At 60.2% G+C, this 20994-nt stretch carries 17 protein-coding genes; 8 read left to right on the forward strand and 9 right to left on the reverse strand.

All coding sequences use genetic code 11. The features are described from left to right. Window positions 1-32: 32 nt before the first annotated feature. On the forward strand, window positions 33-752 hold the full coding sequence (locus HBN63_RS04410; RefSeq protein WP_167143373.1) for a 16S rRNA (uracil(1498)-N(3))-methyltransferase: 720 nt from the start codon (window positions 33-35) through the stop codon (window positions 750-752). 57 nt (window positions 753-809) lie between these two features. Here the strand turns inward: HBN63_RS04410 and HBN63_RS04415 are convergent, their stop codons facing one another. The 8 genes from HBN63_RS04415 to pilG all read right to left on the reverse strand — a co-directional run bounded on the left by HBN63_RS04415 (window position 810) and on the right by pilG (window position 14332). Next, on the reverse strand, window positions 810-1280 hold the full coding sequence (locus HBN63_RS04415) for a chemotaxis protein CheW (protein WP_170048551.1): 471 nt from the start codon (window positions 1278-1280) through the stop codon (window positions 810-812). Window positions 1281-1311: 31 nt separating this feature from the next. Continuing rightward, window positions 1312-2331: a chemotaxis protein CheB gene (locus HBN63_RS04420; protein WP_090250076.1), complete on the reverse strand. Its 1020-nt coding sequence runs from the start codon at window positions 2329-2331 to the stop codon at window positions 1312-1314. Further along, window positions 2324-9697 carry an Hpt domain-containing protein gene (locus HBN63_RS04425; RefSeq protein ID WP_170048695.1) on the reverse strand — a complete coding sequence of 2458 codons (7374 nt, stop codon included), beginning with the start codon at window positions 9695-9697 and terminating at the stop codon, window positions 2324-2326. Before HBN63_RS04425 ends, HBN63_RS04420 begins: the two co-directional genes overlap by 8 nt. Window positions 9698-9874: 177 nt before the next feature. Then, window positions 9875-10732, reverse strand: coding sequence for a protein-glutamate O-methyltransferase (locus HBN63_RS04430; RefSeq protein WP_160090046.1), 858 nt, complete (start codon window positions 10730-10732; stop codon window positions 9875-9877). Between the two features lie 68 nt (window positions 10733-10800). Continuing rightward, complete coding sequence (locus HBN63_RS04435; protein ID WP_170048552.1) at window positions 10801-12846, reverse strand: methyl-accepting chemotaxis protein; 2046 nt, start codon at window positions 12844-12846, stop codon at window positions 10801-10803. An 84-nt stretch (window positions 12847-12930) separates the two neighbouring features. After that, on the reverse strand, window positions 12931-13467 hold the full coding sequence (locus HBN63_RS04440; RefSeq protein ID WP_090250084.1) for a chemotaxis protein CheW: 537 nt from the start codon (window positions 13465-13467) through the stop codon (window positions 12931-12933). Between the two features lie 44 nt (window positions 13468-13511). Then, the gene (pilH, locus tag HBN63_RS04445) at window positions 13512-13877 is read right to left on the reverse strand and encodes a twitching motility response regulator PilH (protein ID WP_090250086.1); all 366 of its coding nucleotides are present in this window, start codon (window positions 13875-13877) and stop codon (window positions 13512-13514) included. Between the two features lie 47 nt (window positions 13878-13924). Then, window positions 13925-14332 (reverse strand): twitching motility response regulator PilG, encoded by a 408-nt coding sequence (gene pilG / locus HBN63_RS04450; protein WP_069516374.1) that lies wholly within the window; start codon window positions 14330-14332, stop codon window positions 13925-13927. Window positions 14333-14572: 240 nt separating this feature from the next. On the opposite strand from pilG, the gene gshB reads away from it, so the two are divergent. From gshB to HBN63_RS04485, 7 genes are all read left to right on the forward strand, one after another. Further along, on the forward strand, window positions 14573-15535 hold the full coding sequence (gene gshB, locus HBN63_RS04455) for a glutathione synthase (RefSeq protein WP_170048553.1): 963 nt from the start codon (window positions 14573-14575) through the stop codon (window positions 15533-15535). A 56-nt stretch (window positions 15536-15591) separates the two neighbouring features. After that, window positions 15592-16488: an energy transducer TonB gene (locus tag HBN63_RS04460; RefSeq protein WP_090250092.1), complete on the forward strand. Its 897-nt coding sequence runs from the start codon at window positions 15592-15594 to the stop codon at window positions 16486-16488. A 73-nt stretch (window positions 16489-16561) separates the two neighbouring features. After that, on the forward strand, window positions 16562-17131 hold the full coding sequence (locus HBN63_RS04465) for a YqgE/AlgH family protein (RefSeq protein WP_170048554.1): 570 nt from the start codon (window positions 16562-16564) through the stop codon (window positions 17129-17131). After that, entirely contained in the window at window positions 17131-17574 is a 444-nt protein-coding gene (gene ruvX, locus HBN63_RS04470; RefSeq protein WP_170048555.1) for a Holliday junction resolvase RuvX, read from the forward strand. Before HBN63_RS04465 ends, ruvX begins: the two co-directional genes overlap by 1 nt. A 31-nt stretch (window positions 17575-17605) precedes the next feature. Continuing rightward, the gene (pyrR, locus tag HBN63_RS04475) at window positions 17606-18112 is read left to right on the forward strand and encodes a bifunctional pyr operon transcriptional regulator/uracil phosphoribosyltransferase PyrR (protein WP_170048556.1); all 507 of its coding nucleotides are present in this window, start codon (window positions 17606-17608) and stop codon (window positions 18110-18112) included. A 10-nt stretch (window positions 18113-18122) separates the two neighbouring features. Beyond that, entirely contained in the window at window positions 18123-19133 is a 1011-nt protein-coding gene (locus HBN63_RS04480) for an aspartate carbamoyltransferase catalytic subunit (RefSeq protein WP_170048557.1), read from the forward strand. After that, window positions 19133-20404, forward strand: a complete 1272-nt coding sequence (locus tag HBN63_RS04485) for a dihydroorotase (protein ID WP_170048558.1) — start codon at window positions 19133-19135, stop codon at window positions 20402-20404. Before HBN63_RS04480 ends, HBN63_RS04485 begins: the two co-directional genes overlap by 1 nt. A 54-nt stretch (window positions 20405-20458) precedes the next feature. On the opposite strand, the gene HBN63_RS04490 is transcribed toward HBN63_RS04485, so the two are convergent. Then, window positions 20459-20857, reverse strand: coding sequence for a TM2 domain-containing protein (locus HBN63_RS04490; RefSeq protein WP_090250106.1), 399 nt, complete (start codon window positions 20855-20857; stop codon window positions 20459-20461). Window positions 20858-20994 lie beyond the last annotated feature (137 nt).

Genomic DNA, 20994 nt, shown 5'->3' on the forward strand with positions numbered 1-20994 from the left:
CGCCTCAACTGTGCCGCTGCAGCGATCAATCCATGCGCCTTTCTCGTTTCTTTATCGACGCCCCCCTCTTCATCGGCCAACACGAGCTGCCCGAAGCCCAGGCCCACTATATCGGCCGCGTGCTGCGCCATACCGTGGGCGATGCGGTGCAATTGTTCGATGGCAGCGGCCAGGAATACCGGGGCGAGCTGATCGAGGTGGGCAAGAAAAGCGTGCGCGTCGAGTTGCGCGAAGCCTTTGCCGGCCAGGCAGAATCACCGCTGCATATTCATCTGGGCCAAGGTCTGTCGCGCGGCGAACGAATGGATTGGGCGATTCAAAAGGCCACCGAACTGGGCGCCAATGAAATCAGCCTGATCGTCAGCGAGCGCTGCGAAGTGCGCCTCAAGGATGAACGCGCCGACAAGCGCATGGCGCACTGGCGCCAAGTGGCGATCAGCGCCTGCGAGCAATGCGGTCGCTCGGTGTTGCCGATCATTCATCCGCCGATCAGCCTGAATGACTGGCTGGGGCAGGTAACCGCCGAACTCAAGTTGGTGCTGCACCCGGTCGCTGAGCCTTGGGCCAGCCATCCGCAGCCTCAGTCGCTGGCCTTTCTGATTGGCCCGGAAGGCGGTCTGAACGACAGCGAAGTTGCCTTGGCCAAGACCCAGGGCTTCCACGCCGCCCGCCTCGGCCCGCGCGTGCTACGCACGGAGACTGCGCCGGTGGTGGCGTTAAGCGTGGCGCAGCAGTTGTGGGGCGATTTCTAAGCGCTACATAACATCATAAAAAAGCCCGCTAACGCGGGCTTTTTTGTTTACCGTCAATCAGATCAACCCGGCATCCGCCAGCTTCTGTTCCAGCCCAATCAGGTCCGGAATCTTCAGCACGGCTTCGCCAAATTGAACCGCATCCAGCTCCAGCGGCGACAGGGCGACATCGGCGCGCACCAGATCGGCACCGACCTTGATCGAGCGCGGAATACCCTGCACCAGCACAGCAATAAACTTGACGTTCGGCCGTCCACCCAAAGCGTTGATCACCGCTACGCGCGAGCCGGGGCTGACGCTGACCTGGCCATCCGATGCCGCTTCGAACGACAACAGCGGCAGGCGTAGATCACGCCAGGAAATCTGCCCGAGGAACCAGCCGGGCATGCCTTCACTGGTCTGTGGCGCGCGATAAGGGATCAACTCGGCCACTGCCACGTTGGGCAACAGCAGAGTACGGTCAGTCAGCGGCATCAACAGGCCGGTCAGGCTGTTGGCACTGTTCTGCGTGGCGACGGCTTGGCTCATGAAAATTTCCTGTACAGGGCACAGCCCCAGATTAACGGCACTGCTCGGCCAGGTGATTGACCAAAGCTTCGGCCAGCTCACGCGGATCACCGCTGTGGCTGCTGTAGCCGGCTTCACGCAGGCTGTCCGGCATGCTTGGGCAGGCGCAGCTGTCTGCACGCTGGGTCCAGATCAAGCCACCCTGACGGCGCACATAAGCCGCCGCGGCACTGCCGTCACTGCCCATGCCACTGAACGCAATGACGCCACTCATGGCGCCGAAATGCTGGGCCAGGTTAAGCATCATCTGGTCGATGGACGGGCTATAGGGTTCCGGCCAGCCACGCTCAGATATCTGCATCAGGGCATCATCACTGAAGCCCAGTTCGTGGCTGATTGGTACCACCACCACTTCACCGCAACGCACCGCGTCGCCATGTCGAGCCGGGTTCACATGCCACTGGCTGTGGCGCCCCACAGCTTGCGGTAGCGTGCTCTCGAAACTGGCATCAATATGCTGAGCGTATACAAAGCCCACCGGCAACCCGCCGGGCAAGGCATCGAGAAAGGCTTTTACCGCCGCAGGACCACCCAAAGAGGCAGCCAGCAACCACACTTGACGCGCCGGCTCGCCGGCCACCAGCGGGGTATCGGCCAGAGCAGCCGGCAGATCCAGGCGTGATGGACGTTGCGCTTCAGCCAGCAGGGCTTCCAGGCTTGGGCCGACGGCCTGAGACGGATCGCCCACCAGCTTCTTCAATTTGCCGAACAGACGGCGCTCCCAGCGCGGGTAGTTCTCCGAATGACGCTCGGGGGCGTGGCCTTCGCCAAACAGCACCGGAGCCGAGGCGCTTTCCATCAGGCTGTCGACCAGCGGCAAATCTTCCGACTGCGCCAGATCAACCAGCCACAGGTCAGTTTCGCAGGCGTTCAGGGTTTCCTGATCAAGACGCGCCGGGTCGCTGTTCATCACCACCTGGTAGCCGCTGCCGGTCAACGCTTGCTGCAGCACGTGGCGCTGCAGCGAGGTATCGGCAATCACCGCAATGCGGGCTGCAGTTTTCTCAGTCATTGCGGTTTACCGGGTGGCGACCCACCAGTTGCTGAATGGTTTCAAGCAACAAGGACTCCTGGTAAGGCTTACCAAGGTACTCGTTGACGCCGATGCTCATGGCCCGCTCACGGTGTTTTTCACCGGTACGCGAGGTGATCATAATGATCGGCAAGTCTTTCAAGCCATCATCGTGGCGCACCAGGGTGGCCACTTCGAAGCCGTCCATGCGGGGCATTTCGATGTCCAGCAGCATGATGTCGGGCTTGCGTTCCTGCAGCTGCGAAATGGCATCGACACCGTCCTTGGCGGTCAGTACGTTCATGCCGTTACGCTCAAGCAGGCGGCTGGTAACTTTACGCACCGTGACCGAATCGTCGACCACCATGACCAGCGTCGGCCGATCCGCTTCGATCTCCGCTGCTGTCGCTGACTGCCTGAGCTGGCGTGGCTGCAGCTGAGTGAGCAAATGCGCATGCAGCACGCGGATAGTCGCCAACAGGTCGAGAATCACTACCACGCGGCCGTCACCAAGGATGGTCGCACCGGAAATCCCGTGTACGCCAGCAAACTGCGGACCGAGGCTCTTCACCACGATCTCGCGCGAACCAGCCAGGGAGTCGACCTGCACGGCCACGGCGTGCTCCTTGGAGCGCACCAGAATCACCGGCAGCGGCAGGCTCTGCCCCACCAGTTTGGGCTGCTGACCGTTGTTCAGCAGGTCGCCCAGGTAGCGCAGCTCATAGCTCTGCCCGGCGTACTCGAAGCGCGGTGCATCGGGCGCGTAGTAGGCTTCCAGCTCGTACGGCGAGACCCGCACAATACCTTCGATGGTGTTCAGCGGAATGGCGTAGAGGTCTTCACCCGACAACACCATCAACGCACGGTTGACCGACACGGTGAACGGCAACCGAATGGTGAACGTGGTACCCGTGCCTGGGATCGACTCGATGCTCATCGAGCCACCGAGCTGCTTGACCTCGGAGTGGACCACGTCCATACCCACGCCACGCCCCGATATCTGCGTGACCTTCTCGGCGGTAGAGAACCCGGCCTCGAGGATAAACTGCAGCACTTCGTAGTCGGTCAGATCCGAGTCGGCGTCCATCAGACCGCGCTCGATAGCTTTCCGCTTGACCGCTTCCAGACGAATGCCACCGCCGTCATCGGCCAGGGTCAGGACGATGTCGCCACCCTCACGGCCCAGCGCCAGGCGAATGGTGCCCTGCTCCGGCTTGCCCGCAGCCCGACGCACGTCGGCGGCTTCGATGCCGTGGTCGACGGCGTTACGCAGCATGTGCTCCAGCGGCGCGACGATACGTTCGAGTACGGTACGGTCCATCTCGCCATCGGCGTTGCCAACAACAAACTCGACCTGCTTGCCCAACTCACCGGAAATCTGCCGCACGATACGGCGTAGGCGTGGTACCAGACGGTCGAACGGCACCATGCGCGTACGCATCAGGCCTTCCTGCAGCTCGGAGTTGACCCGCGCTTGTTGCAGCAGCAGGGTCTCCGCATCGCGGTTACGCGCGGCCAGGGTTTCTTTCAGGTCGAGCAAGTCGGATGCGGACTCGAACAGTGCGCGCGACAGCTGCTGCAGCTGAGAGTGGCGGTCCATTTCCAGTGGGTCGAAATCCTCATAGCCCATACGCTCGGCTTCAGCCTCAATACGGCTGAGGATCTGCGCCTGGGTTTCGGTATCGAGGCGGCGCAACTGGTCACGTACGCGGTCGATGGTGGCTTCCATCTCACTCAGGGTGAAACCAAAGTCGCTGACCTGCTGCTCAACACGGCCACGGAAAATCGAGGTTTCACCGGCCAGGTTAACCAGACCTTCAAGCAGTTCGGCCGGCACTTTGACCAGTTCCTGCGGGGCACGACGCGAAGCGGCTTCCTGAGCGGCCTCTTCAGCGCGGCGCACGAACGGTAGCACCTTGGCCACCAGTTCCTGCGCAGGCATGGCACTGGCCGCAACAATAGGAGCGCTCAATTCCGGCATACGCGCCGCTTGCTCGACCGCGGGCTCAGGCGCTTGCGGGCTCGCGGAATCAGCCACCAGGCTATCATTCAGGCGCTGACGCAGCGCGTCGAGTTCCTGCTGCAAGCCTTCAAAACCCGACTGCACATCAACAAACAGACTCTGCGGCCACGGCGCGCCCTGGGCTTGCGCTTCGGTCAGGTGTTGCTCGAGGCTGTGAGTGAGGTCGCCCAGGCGCTTCTGTCCAGCCAGGCGTGCACCACCTTTGAGGGTGTGCAGGATGCGCAGCATATCGTCGATGGCGGCGCCGTCTTCACGGTCAGCCTCCCAACGGCCGATGGCAACTTCCATGGCTTCCAACAGGTCGTCACCTTCCTCAAGGAAGATGTCGAGGATGTCCGATTCGGCATCGTCATCCTCTTCGGCCTCAGCGGCCTTAAGGGCCACCGCGGACGGCATGCTGAGTTGCTCATCCGGATTGCTACGGAAACGCTTGATGGTTTCGATCAGCGCCTCGCCACTTGGTACACCGCGCTTGCCGCGTACGGCTTCAAGCATCTCAGCCAGGCTGTCGTGACAGGCCTGAAGCAGCGTGAACAGGTCCTGGCTGGCGCGCAAACGCCCTTGGCCAAGGCCTTCGTAGAGGAATTCCAGCTCGTGGGCCAGATCACCGATTTCACGGATTTCAGCCATGCGTGCACCACCCTTGAGGGTGTGCAGATCACGCTGCAGCGACTCCAATTCCAGGCTGTTGTTGACGTCGCCCATCCAGCGTTGCAACGCCGCACCGGCGCTGTCGATGATGTCGAAACCTTCTTCGAGGAAGATTTCCACCAGTTCAGGATCACGCTCGTCATCCAATACAGCAGGCGCAGCAATAGCAACCGGTGCTGGCTCTAGCTCGGGAGCAGTGTCGAGAAGCTCGGCAGACTCGACTTCGCTTTCAACAGCAGAGTCGACCCATGGCAGCTCATCGAGCTCTACAACGGGCAATTCGAACGCGTTTATCTCCGACGTTGCGGTGTCCTGCGGATCGCTATCCGCCGGCTCCAGCGGGGCGTCGGCGAGGATACCGAAGTCGATCTCTTCTTCAATCTCTGGCAGCTCAGCAGGCTCAGGCTCTGCCAGATCAAACGACTCGATCATCGGCAGGGCTTCGGCTTCGGCTTCGGCTTCGGCTTCGGCTTCGGCTTCGGCTTCGGCAACAGGCTCAGAGGTAATAGGAGGCACTGGCAAGCTTTGCCCGCCACTCTGGCGGAAGCTGCGAATGGCCTCGATCGGCTCCAGCGGCGACGGCATGGCGACGCGCGCCTGCAGCTGCTCCAGCAGCTGTGCCAGGGAGTCATGGCTCTGCTGAAGCAGGTTCGCTAGTGGTTGCGAGAAGCTGTAGCGGCGATCAACCAGACCTTCGTACAAGGATTCGAGTTCATGGGCGAGATCGCCAATCGGGCGAATCTCGGCCATGCGTGCACCACCCTTGAGGGTGTGCAAGTCACGTTGCAGCGAGGACAACGCCGCCTTGTTGTCCGTATCGGCCAACCAGCGCTCCAGCGCCTGGCCGGCGCTCTCGAGGATATCGACTGCTTCTTCGAGGAAGATCGACACCATTTCCTCGTCGAGCGACTCGTACAGCGAAGCGACTGGTGCGTCGGCCAACAGCTCACAGGCGTCCTCGGTAACAGGTGCCGCCAGTTGTTCAACGTCCGGCAGATCAAGCGGCTCGGCCAATTCGTCCGGCGCGTCCTGAATGAGTGCTTCCAGCGTAGCCGTGGCGTCGGCAAGCTCGACGATCTCGATACCGGTGTCACCATTGTTGGACAGGAGTGCCAGGGTATTAGGGTCCAGCGCTTCCAGCAGCAGGTTGCGCAGGGCCATTACGCGCTCGGGAGCACCGCTGACCTGCAGGCCAGCAGCTACCTGATCCATCATGCCAATCAGCGCTTCGTGGGCTTGTTCGGCTTCGCTAAAGAAGCGCTCACTGACCGCCAGACGACCTTCCTCGACCGCACCATAGAGGTCAAGCAGGGCTTCGCAGAGTTCATCAATTTGCGGCAACTCGGCCATCTCGGCGCCGCGTCCCAGGGTGGTCAGTTCGTCCAGCAGGGAGGTCAACTCCTGACGCTCGGACGGGTGCTCGCGCCATTTGCGCAGCAAGTCTTCAGCATCCAGCAGGATGTCCATGCCTTCGGCGAGGAAGATGCTGATCATCTGCGGGTCGCGTTTCACACCTTGATCGGTCTGCCGGCTATTTTCGGCGTGCTCGAGACGGTCACTGTGCAACTTTTGTACGCGCTCAAGGAACTCGGCCGCACCCGGCAAAACGGCCAGAGGCTGGCTTTCCAGCTGTTCAAGACCAAGGCGGAAGAGTTTCTCTGCGCTGCTCAGCAGCTCCGCTTCGGCCAGGTCCATTGGGATCAAGTTGGCTTTGAATTCTTTGACCAGTTTTTCCAGCGGCGAAGCAATCTCGGCCACCGGTTGAATACCGGCCATCGAGGCGCTGCCCTTGAGGGTGTGCAGAGCACGCTGCAAGTCATCAGTGACTGGCTGCGGCAGTTCCTGAGCACAGTCAGCCAAGAAGCCGACCAGTGTATCGAGGTGCATTTCCGCTTCGTTACGGAAAATCTCCAGCAACTGCGGATCGAGCCCGTCCTCATCCTCAATAATTTCGCTGGTAGCTACTGGGCCGCCCTCGGGCTCCGCTACCAGCTCAACCGGGGCTTGAGGTTTTGGGAGGCTTCGACCTTTGGCCAGGGCATGTGCCGTTGCAGCCAGGTGGTCAACATCGTCACGCTGACGTTGCGCTTTATTGGCAAATTCATCGACCAGAGACGGCATCAGCGCGACCACATCGGCGATGACCTGCTGTACGTCGGCACCCGGCTGAATGCTGCGATCAAGCACACGGTTGAGCAGGTTCTCAATCGCCCAACCCAACTCACCAATAACCAGGGCGCGGACCATACGACCACTGCCTTTGAGGGTGTGGAACGCGCGACGGATCTCGGTCAGGGCATCCTTGTTTTCAGTGTCAGCACACCACTGCGGGAAAAACTCGCTAATGGTCTCCAGCACTTCACCGACTTCTTCGATAAAGACTTCCAGCAATTCTTCATCAATTGGCTCTTCATCAGCCGGTGGCGGCAGCAGGCTGGGCGGCACATCATGAGCCGGCGGATTAATCGCCTGCACTGGAGCAGCCATCACATCAGCCATCGACAGCGCTTTTTCAGCCACAACAGGTTCTGCTTCTTCACTCACCAGAGCGCTGGGCAGCTCAACTTCGGGCAACTCGAGTGCAGCCAGTTCAGCTTCATTCCAGTTGGCCGGGCTGTCGCTTTCGTCCAGCTCAAAACTGCCGAGTTGCAGCTCTTCACCGGCGAAGGGTTGCTCCGGCTGAGACTCAGCCAGCGGCAGGGGGTCGGCATCGGGTAGGTCGATACTGAAATCAATCAGTTCAAGCTCGGCACTCGGCGCTTCAGACGCCCATTTGGCATCGCTGGATGACGCGTCAATCGCCGTCGAATCCAGGCCAGCAAACTCCGCACTGAAATCGTCGGTCAGCTCCAAGCTCAACGGTTCTTCTGCAACCGGCTCTAAGTTGAGCTCAACTTCTACAGGCGCCTCAGGCTCGGCGCTGAGCACCTCCATATCGTCCAACGGATCAGCCAATGGAGCAAAGGACTCTATCGGCGGCTCGACTCGATCGAGAATCGACGGTTTTTCTTTCAGCGGATAACCCAAGCTTTCCAGGCTTTCCTCGGCCACGTCGAGAATCAGATCGCCTTGGGTCGCATGGTCTTCTGCCAAACGCTCAAGGTAGTACTCAACGCTGGTAATGGCGTCCGCCAGGGTGTCGAGGTTCTGCCAGTTGGGTACGGCCTTGCGCGCCAACAGCTGTTCCTGGATATAGCGGTTGCAGGCATTCAGCAGGTCGGCAGCACGCTGCAGCGGAATCATCGCCAGGCCACCACGCACCTGAGTCAGCAACTCAGGCACGCGGGCCAGGTGTTCGTGGTTCCACTGCGAGGCAATAAATTCGATGATCGCGTCTTTGGCCTGCTCCAGGCCATTGCGCGCTTCCTTGATCACCAGCTGGTGAATCTGCGCCACGTCGGTGGTTGGCAGATGGCTTTCTTCGCGGCCGCTATCCTGTGATGGACCGACCATACCGGCCAAGGTGGCTTCGACGTACAGCAGCGCCCCAGCCACGTCCATCAATACGGCATCGCTCGGCTCGCCTTGCCCCCTGGCAAGGCCACTGACAACATCAAGCTGATCGGCAATGACTTTGCGCGGCTGCCCAAAGCCCAAAACCGCGAGGGTGTCGGCAATTTGCTTGAGTGGTGCTGCAAGGGCATCCAGGTCGGTGACCTGAGTGCGGTCGCTGCGCACAAATAGATCGAGACTATCCTTGACCCGCACCAGCTCTTCACACAATGCAGCCACCACCGAACGCATCGCATCGCGATCCGGACCGGCTAGGCGGGCACGCTCTTCGTCGACAACATCGTTGTCCGGCAGCGCATCGTCGAGGCGATATTGCTCTTTGAGGTTGCGCACGCGCGGCGACTGCGCCGACGACTTGGCCACATAGAACAGCAGGTTCTTGCTTAGTTCGTCAGGAGCGGCCTGGTTAAGACCATCGGCGCCCTGCTCGAGCAGACGCTTGAGTTCCTTATCAACCTGACGCAACAAGGTGCGAATCGAGGTGCCATTGGCCACGCTGCCGTTGGCCAGACCTTCGACCACGCCCGAGGCGATCTGCCATAGCGGGCCGAGCGGCGAGTCCTTGCAGAGGTTTTCCAGGCGCGCGAAAACCCGTGCCATATAGCCCAGATTGGTCGGCAGGTCCTGGTTACGGATTACCCCAACCAGAGCCATTTGCAGCATTTGCCGCAGCTTGCGCAGCAACACTGGCAGTTCGGCGGTACGCAGCTGGTCGATAGTTTCATGGGGCAGCGCGGGTGTGCGGCCGGACATATCCGGGGCAAACAGGCTGGTTTCCGAGAGTAGTTTTTCCCCACGCGCAGCGCGCAGGTCGTTGAGGAGTGGCAACACGACCATCGGCAGGTCGCGGCGGGCAGTCTGGATACGATCAAGGTACACCGGCAGCTGCAGAATCGACTGCATCAGCACTTCCAGGGCTTCACCCTGGTTGGTCACCCGGCCATCGATCAAAGCACCGGCCAGCTGTTCCATTTCCTCAGCCAGTAGCGCCGCGCCGAAAAACTCGACCATTTGCAAGGTGCCGAGCACCTGATGCACATAGGTCTGGCAGAAACGCATGCGCGTGGCGTCCTGGGGGTTCTCGACGAACGCCTCCAGCGCCTGACGCGCCTGCTTCAGGGTTTCCGCGATCTCGCCCTTAACCCATTCCAGGGCGACATAATCGTGCCGATCACCCATAGCCACTCCACTCATATACTTGGCTCTTCTGCCTTATCAAGCTGCTGAAAAACTACCTGCGTTGCCATAGCTGCGTTAAAAGCAGGCTCGAACTGCTCATTTACAGCTCGTAAACTCCGCGTTCTCGCCTGCTTTTGCCTTGCACTGGCTGCCTCGCTTACGTTTTTCAACAGCCTGTTATCCCTTGCGGGTAAACGCCAGCACTCGCTCGTCGGCTACCGGGATCAACTCCGGATGCTGCCAACCTGCTACTTCGCCCACTCCCACCACCAGCAACCCCCCGGGCACCAGGCGCTCGGCCAGGCGGTTGAGGATCTCGCGGCGGCGCCAGCGACGAAAATAGATCAACAAGTTCTGACAAAAAATAACGTCCATTCCGGACATCGGTGCCTTGGCCAGCTCCAGCACATTGAGCCGGGCGCAACACACGCGCGCGGCCAAATTCGGCACTACTTTGAAACGTCCATCGTCCTGGGCCAGAAAATAGCGCTGGCACAGATCGGCATCCAACTGCTCCAGACGGCGCGCACCATATTGACCATCGCGCGCCTTGCTCAGGGCATTCAGGCTGATGTCAGTACCTGTTACCCCGAAATGATCCGGGTGTTCACTTTCACGCAACACTTCAGCCGCACTGATGGCCAGCGAGTAAGGCTCTTCGCCGCTGGCACAGCCAACACTCCAAAGTTCCCATGGCTGCGTCACGCCCTGCTGCAAACGCTCACGCAAATAGCTTTCGAGCACTTCAAAGGAAGGACGATGACGAAAGAAACGGGTTTCCTGCACAGTCAGCCGATCCAGCAGGGTCGACCATTCCACCGCACCGCGAGGACCATCAGTGACTTGCCGGTAATACGTGGCGTAGTCCATAACGCCCAGCTCGCGCATACGCGCACTCAGATTGGTCTGCAAAAACGCCCGCCGCCGTTCATTGAGAACGACCCCGGTACGCTCCTCAAGCAGCGTCTGCCAGTCACGAAACTCCGTGGCTGTCATGTCTGCCAGAGGCTGCAAGGCCCAGACGCCTGACTGCATGTCGTGCCCCTCGCTCACGGCCATAGTCCTTGTGCGACAGGCCTTTCAGCCTGCCGCGCAGCACCTGATTACGCCTGCTCCCCACCCGGCAAGGTAAAGCCGGATACCGACTTACGCATCTCACTGGCCATCTTGGCCAGGTTACCAATGCTCTTGGCAGTGGCAGTGGTACCGGAGGAGGTTTGCGAGGTGATTTCCTGAATCACGTTCATCGTATTGGAAATGTGGCCAGCCGACGATGCTTGCTGGCGAGCAGCGTTGGAGATGTTCTGAATCAAGGCCGCGAGGGTCTTGGAAACCTTCTCGATCTCTTCCAGTGCAACCCCGGCGTCCTGCGCCAGACGAGCACCGCGCACCACTTCAGAAGTCGTTTGCTCCATCGAGATAACGGCTTCGTTGGTGTCGGTCTGAATCGTCTTAACCAGCGCTTCGATCTGCTTGGTTGCCGCAGAGGAACGTTCTGCGAGGCGTTGTACTTCGTCCGCTACCACGGCGAAGCCTCGACCCGCGTCACCCGCCATGGATGCCTGGATCGCGGCGTTCAGTGCGAGGATGTTGGTCTGGTCAGCAATGTCGTTAATCAGGCTAACGATGTCACCGATCTCCTGGGACGATTCACCGAGGCGCTTAATACGCTTGGAGGTGTCCTGGATCTGCTCACGGATGTTATCCATGCCGGTGATGGTGTTGTGCACCACTTCGTTGCCCTTGTTGGCGATGGCTACGGAACGCTCTGCTACCGCGGAGGATTCCGAGGCGTTTGCCGATACCTGGTCAATCGACACGGCCATTTCGTTGATCGCCGCAGAGGCACCAGCAATTTCCTGTGCTTGGTGCTCGGAAGCCTCGGCCAGGTGCATCGCCGTGGCCTGGGTTTCCTGGGCTGCACCGGCTACCTGAACGGCGGTCAGGTTGATCGTGGCTACCAGGTCGCGCAGCTGGTCGATGGAGTAGTTGATGGAGTCAGCGATGGCACCGGTGAAGTCTTCGGTTACCGTCGCGGCTACTGTCAGGTCACCGTCTGCGAGGTCAGCAATTTCGTCGAGCAGTCGCAGAATCGCTGCCTGGTTCCGTTCGTTCTTCTCAGCGGTGGACGCCAGACGACGGTTGGTTTCCCGCACCATCACCAGGCCAATCAGGATAATCGAACCGAGCGCCAAAGCACCCAGCACGTAACCAATCAGGGTGTTGATGGCACGACCTGTAGCCAGGTCATCAAAACCGACGGCCAGGTCGGAAGCTTTGTCCAACAGGGTCTGCGAGACAGTGAAAATCACGTTCGCCGACTCGCGCACCTGGAACAGTTCAGGCGAGGTTTCGAGAATCTCGTCTACAGAACCCGATACAAACTCGAACAGCTCGGAAATTTCCGCCAGACGTTCGAGGGCTTCCTCGTCGCTTACCTGGGTAATTTCCATGGCGGCGTTGCCTTCAAGCATGGCCGCCAATACACGGCCGAACAGGCTGGCATCACGACCAAACATGTCAGCGGCCTGAACCGAGTCCTGGTCACCGGCAAGTACCTTGTTTACCGAACCCAAGATACGTTCTGCCAGCAAGGATTGGCGCTGAGCAACCGAAACCTGAGCGGCTGGCGCACCGCTTTCCAGCAGGATATCGACGACTTCTTCGTACTCGACCTGCAGCTGCGGAATGGTTTCCGCCAGGGTGGCAGCTACCTGGTGCAGCGACAGTACGGTCTGTTCGTTGGCCAGAATGGCGTCGGTGTTCTGCCGCAGCGTATCCCAATCCTGCTGCACAACAGCAATCTGAGGCTGCAGAGATTCTGGCGCTGCAGGCAAGCCGGTTTCCTCGTTACCGTCGGTCAGATAACCCCAGCGAGTCTGGAAGTCGTTACGCGCATCACGCAACAAGGCAAACGCTTCGGCCGTACCGGCCGCCGCTTCCGTGGAGTTTTTTGCGATACGCTGGGACAGTACGCGTAGCTCACCGGCGTGACCGATGAACTCCGTGTCGTAGTTGGATTGAGTGTTGATGTAGGCGAAGTTGGCGAACAACAGCACGATCGAAACGATCAGGACAATAAACAGCCCCGCAATCAATGTGCTACTGCGCGCACCTGCTAACAAATTACCTGCATTTAGTTTTTTCATTTACTGGCCCCCGCCTGGACCGACCGCACTACGGTTCCCATGTAACGCCAAAAGGCCGGCAACGCCGACCCCACCGATAAACTGTTAATACGCCACGTCGAGAAAACCCGGGTTTTGGGCCAGCGCGTGTGGGCTGAACACCAACCAGGGCTGTTCACGTTGAAAGACTCCGTGGATAAAGGGTGCTATGGACGCCTCGAGCGGCGGCAGCTGCTCAGAGAAGGTATCCACAGGAAAATGCTGCATGCCAAACACTTCATCGACCGTCAGGCCAGCAAAGACTTCCTGGTGATCAACCACCAGCACGCGACGCTTCTTACGCAGTGGTGACAACTCATTGCCGAAGAAACCACACAGGTCCATCACTGGCAGCAAGCGACCACGCACGTTGGCCACACCCTTGACCCAGCTTTTTACGCCAGGCAGCAAGGTATGCCGCGGCTCATGCAAAACCTCACCCACTTCGCCCATGGGCGCGACAAAAAAACGCTCGCCCATACGGAAGCCAATACCGCTCCAGGTCTGCACGACCGCTTGCTGCGAAGGCAAGCCAGCAGCGAGCGAACGACAGAGCCTGTCGATATCCTGAAGAGTTTGAAACGGAGTTTGCGCGTCCGACATGCCAGCTGCGGCCTTATTCTTTTTTAATTGCGGACTGATCGGATTTAGCCGGCCAATACCGCATTCAAGGTTTTAACCAGAGTGTCTTCATCAACCGGCTTGGTCAGGTAATCCTTCGCACCCTGGCGCTTACCCCAGACCTTGTCGGTTTCCTGATCCTTGGTGGTCACGATGATCACCGGGATGTGACTGGTGTCCGCATCCTTGGTCAGCTGGCGGGTCGCCTGAAAGCCATTCAGGCCAGGCATGACGATGTCCATCAGCACAGCGTCAGGCTTTTCCTGACGCGCTAGGGCAACGCCGTCCGCACCATTTTCCGCTTTCAGTACCTGATGGCCGTGCTTTTCCAGCATAGCGGTCAGTTTGTACATCTCAGTCGGCGAGTCATCAACAATCAGAATTCGAGCCATGGTGTTTCCCAATACTTTAAAAAGGCGTGCGACTGTTTAGCCGGACGTCAGGAGGCTTGCTCCACCGGTACAAAGTCCGGCACATGAGCTTTGATCGCACCGAGCAACTCTTCTTTGCTGAAAGGTTTGGTCAGGTACTGATCAGAGCCGACAATGCGCCCCTTGGCTTTATCGAACAAACCGTCTTTGGAAGACAGCATGATCACCGGGGTGGATTTGAAAGCGCTGTTGTTCTTGATCAAGGCACAGGTCTGATAGCCATCGAGCCGCGGCATCATAATGTCGACAAAAATGATGTTCGGATGGGTATCGGCGATCTTTGCCAAAGCATCGAAGCCGTCAACTGCGGTAATTACATCGCAGCCCACCTTTTTCAGCAGGGTTTCCGCGGTACGACGAATCGTTTTCGAATCGTCGATCACCATTACCCTCAAACCCTCGGAATGCTGTTCCATGTTTGCCCTACCATCGCCTCGGTGAGTCGTTATTTTTGCGTTATATCAGTGCGCCTGAGGCCCTGTCACCGACGGGCTACAACCCAATCGTCGGGCCTTTTTAGCACACTCTCCTGATGCAATCTATAAGCCGCACGGGGCCAAGGTTTTTCCTTGACCACCCGACTTGTCAGCGCCACCCTGACGCCACATCACGTCTTAGAACACTTTAATCGCTGCCATTTTACGGAGAACACCGCCATGAGCGTCCGCCTCGGCATTGTCATGGACCCCATCGCCCAGATCGCCTTCAAGAAGGACAGCTCGCTGGCCATGTTGCTGGCCGCCCAAGCGCGCGGCTGGACCCTCTTTTATATGGAACAGAAAGACCTCTACCAAGCCAAAGGCCAAGCACGCGCTCGCCTGTCAGAGCTTAGCGTATTCAACGACCCCCAGCGCTGGTTCGAACTCGGCGCCGAGCAGGACATCGCCCTGAGTGACTTGGACGTGATCCTGATGCGTAAGGATCCGCCCTTCGACAATGAGTTCGTCTACTCCACCTACCTGCTGGAGCAAGCCGAGGACGCAGGGGTTCTGGTCGTCAACCGTCCGCAAAGCCTGCGCGACTGCAATGAAAAGTACTTTGCTACCCAATTCAGCCAATACACGCCGCCGACCGTGGTCAGCCGCAGGGCCGACATTCTGCGCGAGTTTGCCAAAGAGCAGCGTGACATCATTCTCAAACCCCTCGATGGTATGGGCGGATCGATGATATTTCGTCATCGCGAAGGTGATCCCAACCTGTCCGTGATTCTCGAGACGCTGACCAACCACGGCCAGCAGCAGATCATGGCCCAGGGTTACCTGCCGGCAATCAAGGACGGTGACAAGCGCATCCTGATGATTGATGGTGAGCCTGTGCCATATTGCCTGGCGCGGATTCCTGCCGCTGGAGAGACGCGCGGCAACCTCGCCGCCGGCGGACGCGGGGAAGCCAGACCGCTGACCGAACGCGACCGTGAAATCGCCACTGCCGTCGGCCCTACTCTGCGCGAGAAAGGCCTACTGTTTGTCGGCCTAGACGTAATCGGCGAGCACCTAACCGAGATCAACGTAACCAGTCCGACCTGCATCCGCGAGATCGACGCGGCCTTCGATACCCGCATCAGCGAGCAGCTGATGGACAAGATTGCCGAGAAGCTCAATGCGCGCAGTGCTTCATAGACTTTTCCATGCACCCTCGGCAGACTGCGCGGCAACCTGAGCAGACCCGAAACGCGATGAACGCAGCCGCCCAACTCCCTGAACTTTCCAGCGCCGGCGTACAGCCGGCGGACCGCCTGGGCTTTACGCTGTTCCTCGCTGCCGTACTGCATGCCGCGCTGATCCTAGGCCTGGGCTTTACTTTGGCCGAGCCAAGCCAAATCAGCAAAACCCTGGAAATCACCCTGTCCACCTTCAAAAGCGAAGAAAAGCCCAAAGAGGCCGACTTCCTCGCCCAGGACAACCAGCAAGGCAGCGGCACCCTGGAACACAAGGCAGCGCCAAAGACCACCGAGCAGGCGCTGTTTCAAGACAGCGAAGTCAAACGCATCACCCCGCCCGCTGCCCCTCAGCAACCAGCAGTACGCCAGGAAGCACCCAAGGCCGCCGTTGCCACGCGCACCCCGCAACAACAGAAAACCCCGGTCAAACGCGAAGAAGCCAAGCCCACTCCGCAAGCCCGGCCAGCGCCGGTGTTCGACAGCGCGCAACTGTCTTCGGAAATCGCCAGCCTGGAAGCCGAACTGGCCCAGGAAGTTCAGCAATACGCCAAGCGCCCGAAGATCCACCGCCTCAACGCCGCCTCAACCATGCGCGACAAAGGTGCCTGGTATAAAGATGAGTGGCGCAAGAAGGTCGAGCGGGTCGGCAACCTCAACTACCCGGATGAAGCGCGCCGCCAGGGTATTTATGGCAGCCTGCGCCTGCTGGTGTCGATCAACCGTGACGGCACCCTGTACGAAGTGCAGGTACTGGAATCCTCCGGCCAGCGCACGCTCGACCAGGCCGCCCTACGCATCGTACGCCTGGCCGCGCCGTTCGCACCGTTTACTGGCGACCTGGCCGATGTCGACCGCCTGGAAATCATCCGCACTTGGCGCTTCGAACGCGGCGACCGCCTGTCGAGTAACTGATCAGGCAGACTTTTACCGGCCGCAACAAGCGCAGCGCTTGAAGCCAATGGCCTGAAGCCTGAAACTAACGCCCATGAAAGACGCCAGCCCTAGCTACCTTAAGCATCACTTCCTGATCGCCATGCCGCACATGGCCGATCCGCATTTTGCGCAGACTGTCACCTACCTGATTGATCACAACGAGTACGGCGCCATGGGCCTGGTGATCAACAAGCCCAACGGCCTCAACCTGGCTGACGTACTCGAGCAACTGCGTCCGGATGAAGAGCCGCCGGTGCTGTGCCAGAGCCTGCCGATCTTTACCGGCGGCCCGGTGCAGACTGACCGCGGCTTTGTCCTGCACCCCAGCGGCCCGCAGTTTCAGGCCACCCTGGAGTTGGGCGAGCTGGGCCTGTCGACCTCGCAGGACGTGCTGTTCGCCATTGCCGACGGTACTGGTCCGGAGAAATACCTGATCACCCTCGGCTATGCCGGCTGGGAAGCTGGACAGCTGGAAGCCGAGCTGGCCGACAACGCCTGGCTGACCTGCCCGGCTGACAACAGCATTCTGTTCGAACTGCCCTTTGACCAACGCTTGAACGCCGCGGCTGCGCGCCTGGGTGTCAACCTCAGTTTGCTCACCTCACAAGCCGGGCACGCCTGATGGCCGAGGCGAACGCAAAACCGCTACGCCTGCTGCTGGGCTTCGATTACGGCAGCAAACAGATCGGCGTTGCGGTCGGCCAGGTGATCACCGGCCAGGCCCGCGAGCTGTGCATCCTCAAGGCGCAGAACGGTGTGCCGGACTGGCAGAAAGTTGAAGCGCTGATCAAGGAATGGCAGCCGGACGCCATCGTCGTTGGCCTGCCACTGAACATGGATGGCACGAAAAGCGAGATGAGTGACCGCGCCGAGAAATTCGCCCGCCGCCTTAACGGCCGCTTCAACCTGCCCGTGCACACCCACGACGAACGACTGACCACCTACGAAGCCAAGGGCCAGCGCCTACAACAGGGACAGAACAGCGGCTACCGCGAACGCCCGGTCGACGCCCTGGCCGCAGCCTTACTCCTACAAGGTTGGCTCGAAGAAAATTGCCTGGGCTGACGCCTACTAAGATTGCACCTGGAGTGTTGCCATGAGCTTACCCAACCCGACCGAACTGCTGCCGCAAATGGCCGCCGCCCTGACCGGCCACCTGAACAGCCGACAGATCAGCGAGCCACGCTTTATCGGCATCCGCACTGGCGGCGTCTGGGTAGCCCAGGCGCTGCTGGAAACCCTCGGCCGCGACGACGCGCTGGGGATTCTCGATGTGTCCTTCTACCGTGACGACTTCACCCAGAATGGTCTGCACCCGCAAGTGCAGCCGTCCGAGCTGCCGTTCGAGATCGAAGGCCAGCACTTGGTGCTGATTGATGACGTGTTGATGAGCGGCCGTACCATCCGCGCCGCGCTCAACGAACTGTTCGATTACGGCCGCCCGGCCAGCGTGACCCTGGTCAGCCTGCTTGATCTCAATGCCCGCGAGCTGCCGGTTCGCCCCGACGTGGTCGGCGCGACCCTGTCGCTGGCGGCGGATCAGCGGGTAAAATTGGCCGGCCCCACGCCGCTGACCCTCGAACTCCAGACGCTTGCCAACTGAGACTCGCCAGATGACGACCATAGCCGCCAAGCGCCCGCTGCAGCTGAATGACCAAGGCCAACTGCGCCACTTTCTGTCCCTCGACGGCCTGCCGCGCGAGCTGCTGACAGAAATCCTCGACACCGCCGACTCCTTCCTCGAAGTCGGCGCGCGCGCCGTGAAGAAAGTCCCGTTGCTGCGCGGCAAGACCGTGTGCAACGTGTTCTTCGAGAATTCCACGCGCACCCGCACCACCTTCGAGCTGGCGGCCCAGCGCCTATCGGCCGACGTGATCAGCCTCAACGTGTCGACCAGCTCCACCAGCAAGGGCGAAACGCTGTTCGACACCCTGCGCAACCTGGAAGCCATGGCCGCCGACATCTTCGTCGTGCGTCACGCTGACTCCGGTGCCGCACACTTTATCGCCGAGCATGTGTGCCCGAACCTGGCGATCATCAACGGTGGCGACGGCCGTCACGCCCACCCGACTCAGGGCATGCTCGATATGCTGACCATTCGCCGGCATAAAGGCAGCTTCGAGAACCTCTCGGTGGCCATCGTCGGCGATATCCTGCACTCACGGGTGGCACGCTCGAACATGCTCGCGCTGAAGACACTCGGTTGCCCGGATATCCGCGTAATTGCACCAAAGACCCTACTGCCGGTCGGTATCGAGCAATACGGCGTGACCGTTTACAGCGACCTCGCTTCAGGCCTCAAGGACGTCGACGTGGTAATCATGCTGCGCCTACAGCGTGAACGCATGACAGGCGGCCTGCTGCCCAGCGAAGGCGAGTTCTACCGCCTGTTCGGCCTGACCGAAGAACGCCTCAAGCTGGCCAAGCCAGATGCGCTGGTCATGCACCCGGGGCCGATCAACCGCGGCGTGGAGATCGAATCGGCGGTGGCTGACGGCCCGCAGTCGGTAATTCTCAACCAGGTCACCTACGGCATCGCCATCCGCATGGCCGTACTGTCTATGGCCATGAGCGGCCAGAACGCCCAGCGCCAACTCAATCAAGATGCCGAGGAGCAGAACTGATGCGTATCCGTATCCTCGGAGCCCGGGTAATCGACCCCAGCAGCGGCTTCGATCAACAAGCCGATATCTATATCGAAAGCGGCAAGATTCTCGCCATCGGCCAGATTCCTGCCGGCTTCGTCGCCGAGCAGAGCATCGACGCCCAAGGCCTGATCGCCGCACCTGGCCTGGTCGACCTCAACGTCGCCCTGCGCGAGCCTGGCTATAGCCGCAAAGGCAGCATCGCCACGGAAACCTTGGCCGCAGCAGCCGGCGGCGTCACCAGCCTGTGCTGCCCACCATTTACCAAGCCAGTGCTGGATACCCCAGCCGTGGCCGAGCTGATTCTCGACCGCGCCCGCGAAGCCGGGCACACCAAGGTGTTCCCGATTGGCGCACTGAGCAAAGGCCTGGAAGGCGAGCAACTGGCCGAACTGGTAGCCCTGCGCGACGCGGGCTGCGTGGCCTTCGGCAATGGCCTGGACAGTTTCCGCAATAACCGCACCCTGCGCCGCGCCCTGGAATACGCCGCCACCTTCGACCTGACGGTGATCTTCCATTCTCAGGATCACGACCTGGCTGAAGGCGGCCTCGCCCATGAAGGCGCCACCGCCAGCTTCCTCGGCCTGCCGGGCATTCCAGAAAGCGCCGAAACCGTGGCACTGGCCCGCGACCTGCTGCTGGTCGAACAGACAGGCGTGCGTGCGCACTTCAGCCAACTGACCAGCGCCCGTGGCGCCCAGCTGATCGCCGACGCTCAGGCCCGTGGCCTGCCAGTTACGGCCGATGTGGCCTTGTATCAGCTGATCCTTACCGATGAAGCGCTCAGCGACTTCTCCAGCCTATACCACGTGCAACCACCGCTGCGCACCGCTGCTGACCGCGACGGGCTGCGCGCCGCCGTGAAAAGCGGGGTGATCTCGGCCATATCCAGCCACCATCAGCCGCATGAGCGCGACGCCAAGCTGGCACCCTTCGGTGCCACCGAGCCCGGCATCAGCAGCGTGCAACTGTTACTGCCGCTGGCGATGAGCCTGGTGCAGGATGGCCTGCTCGACCTGCCCACCCTGCTCGCCCGCCTCAGCAGTGGCCCGGCGCAAGCGCTGCGTCTGCCGGCTGGCAAACTGAGCGTGGGCGCTCCCGCCGACCTGCTGCTGCTTGATCCTCGAGCCTCGACGCTGGCTGGGGAGAGCTGGTATTCGAAAGGTGCTAATTGCCCGTTTATCGGTCACTGCCTGCCCAGCGCCGTGCGCTACACCTTGGTAGACGGGCATATCAGCTACCAGGCGTGATGCCTCATGCCACAAAAAAGCCCGCCAATTGGCGGGCTTTTTCTAGCCTGAACCTTAACTGCGCTCAGCGTTCTTGATCGACACCTGGGAGTTCAGCGTCCAGAAGTCATACAGCACACCGAGCAGGAACAGACCACCCGTAAACAGGTAGATGATCCCGGTGATCCACTTGCCTTGGTACATGCGGTGCACACCGAAGATGCCGAGGAAAGTCAGCAAGATCCAGGCGACGTTGTAATCAGTATCGCCGGCGGTAAAGCGCAGATCAGCCTCGCGATCCATCGCCGGAATCAGAAACAGGTCGACGATCCAGCCAATAAACAGCAGGCCGAAGGTGAAGAACCAGATGGTTCCGGTTACTGGCTTGCCGTAATAGAAACGGTGCGCGCCGAGAAAACCGAAAATCCACAGCAGATAGCCGATAAGTTTGCTGTGCGTGTCCTGTCGCTGCATAGGTGTGCCTCCTGATGGCTGGTATCACTTTGACGCCACACTCTACGCAAGGTTCGCTGCCCTGGGAAATCCACGGCACGTTCAGTCATCCCAACGCTTGATGCCTGCTGAAGATTGCTAAATACTGTATGCATAAA

Source organism: Pseudomonas sp. WS 5011 (assembly GCF_012985775.1).
GTDB classification, from domain to species: domain Bacteria; phylum Pseudomonadota; class Gammaproteobacteria; order Pseudomonadales; family Pseudomonadaceae; genus Aquipseudomonas; species Aquipseudomonas peli.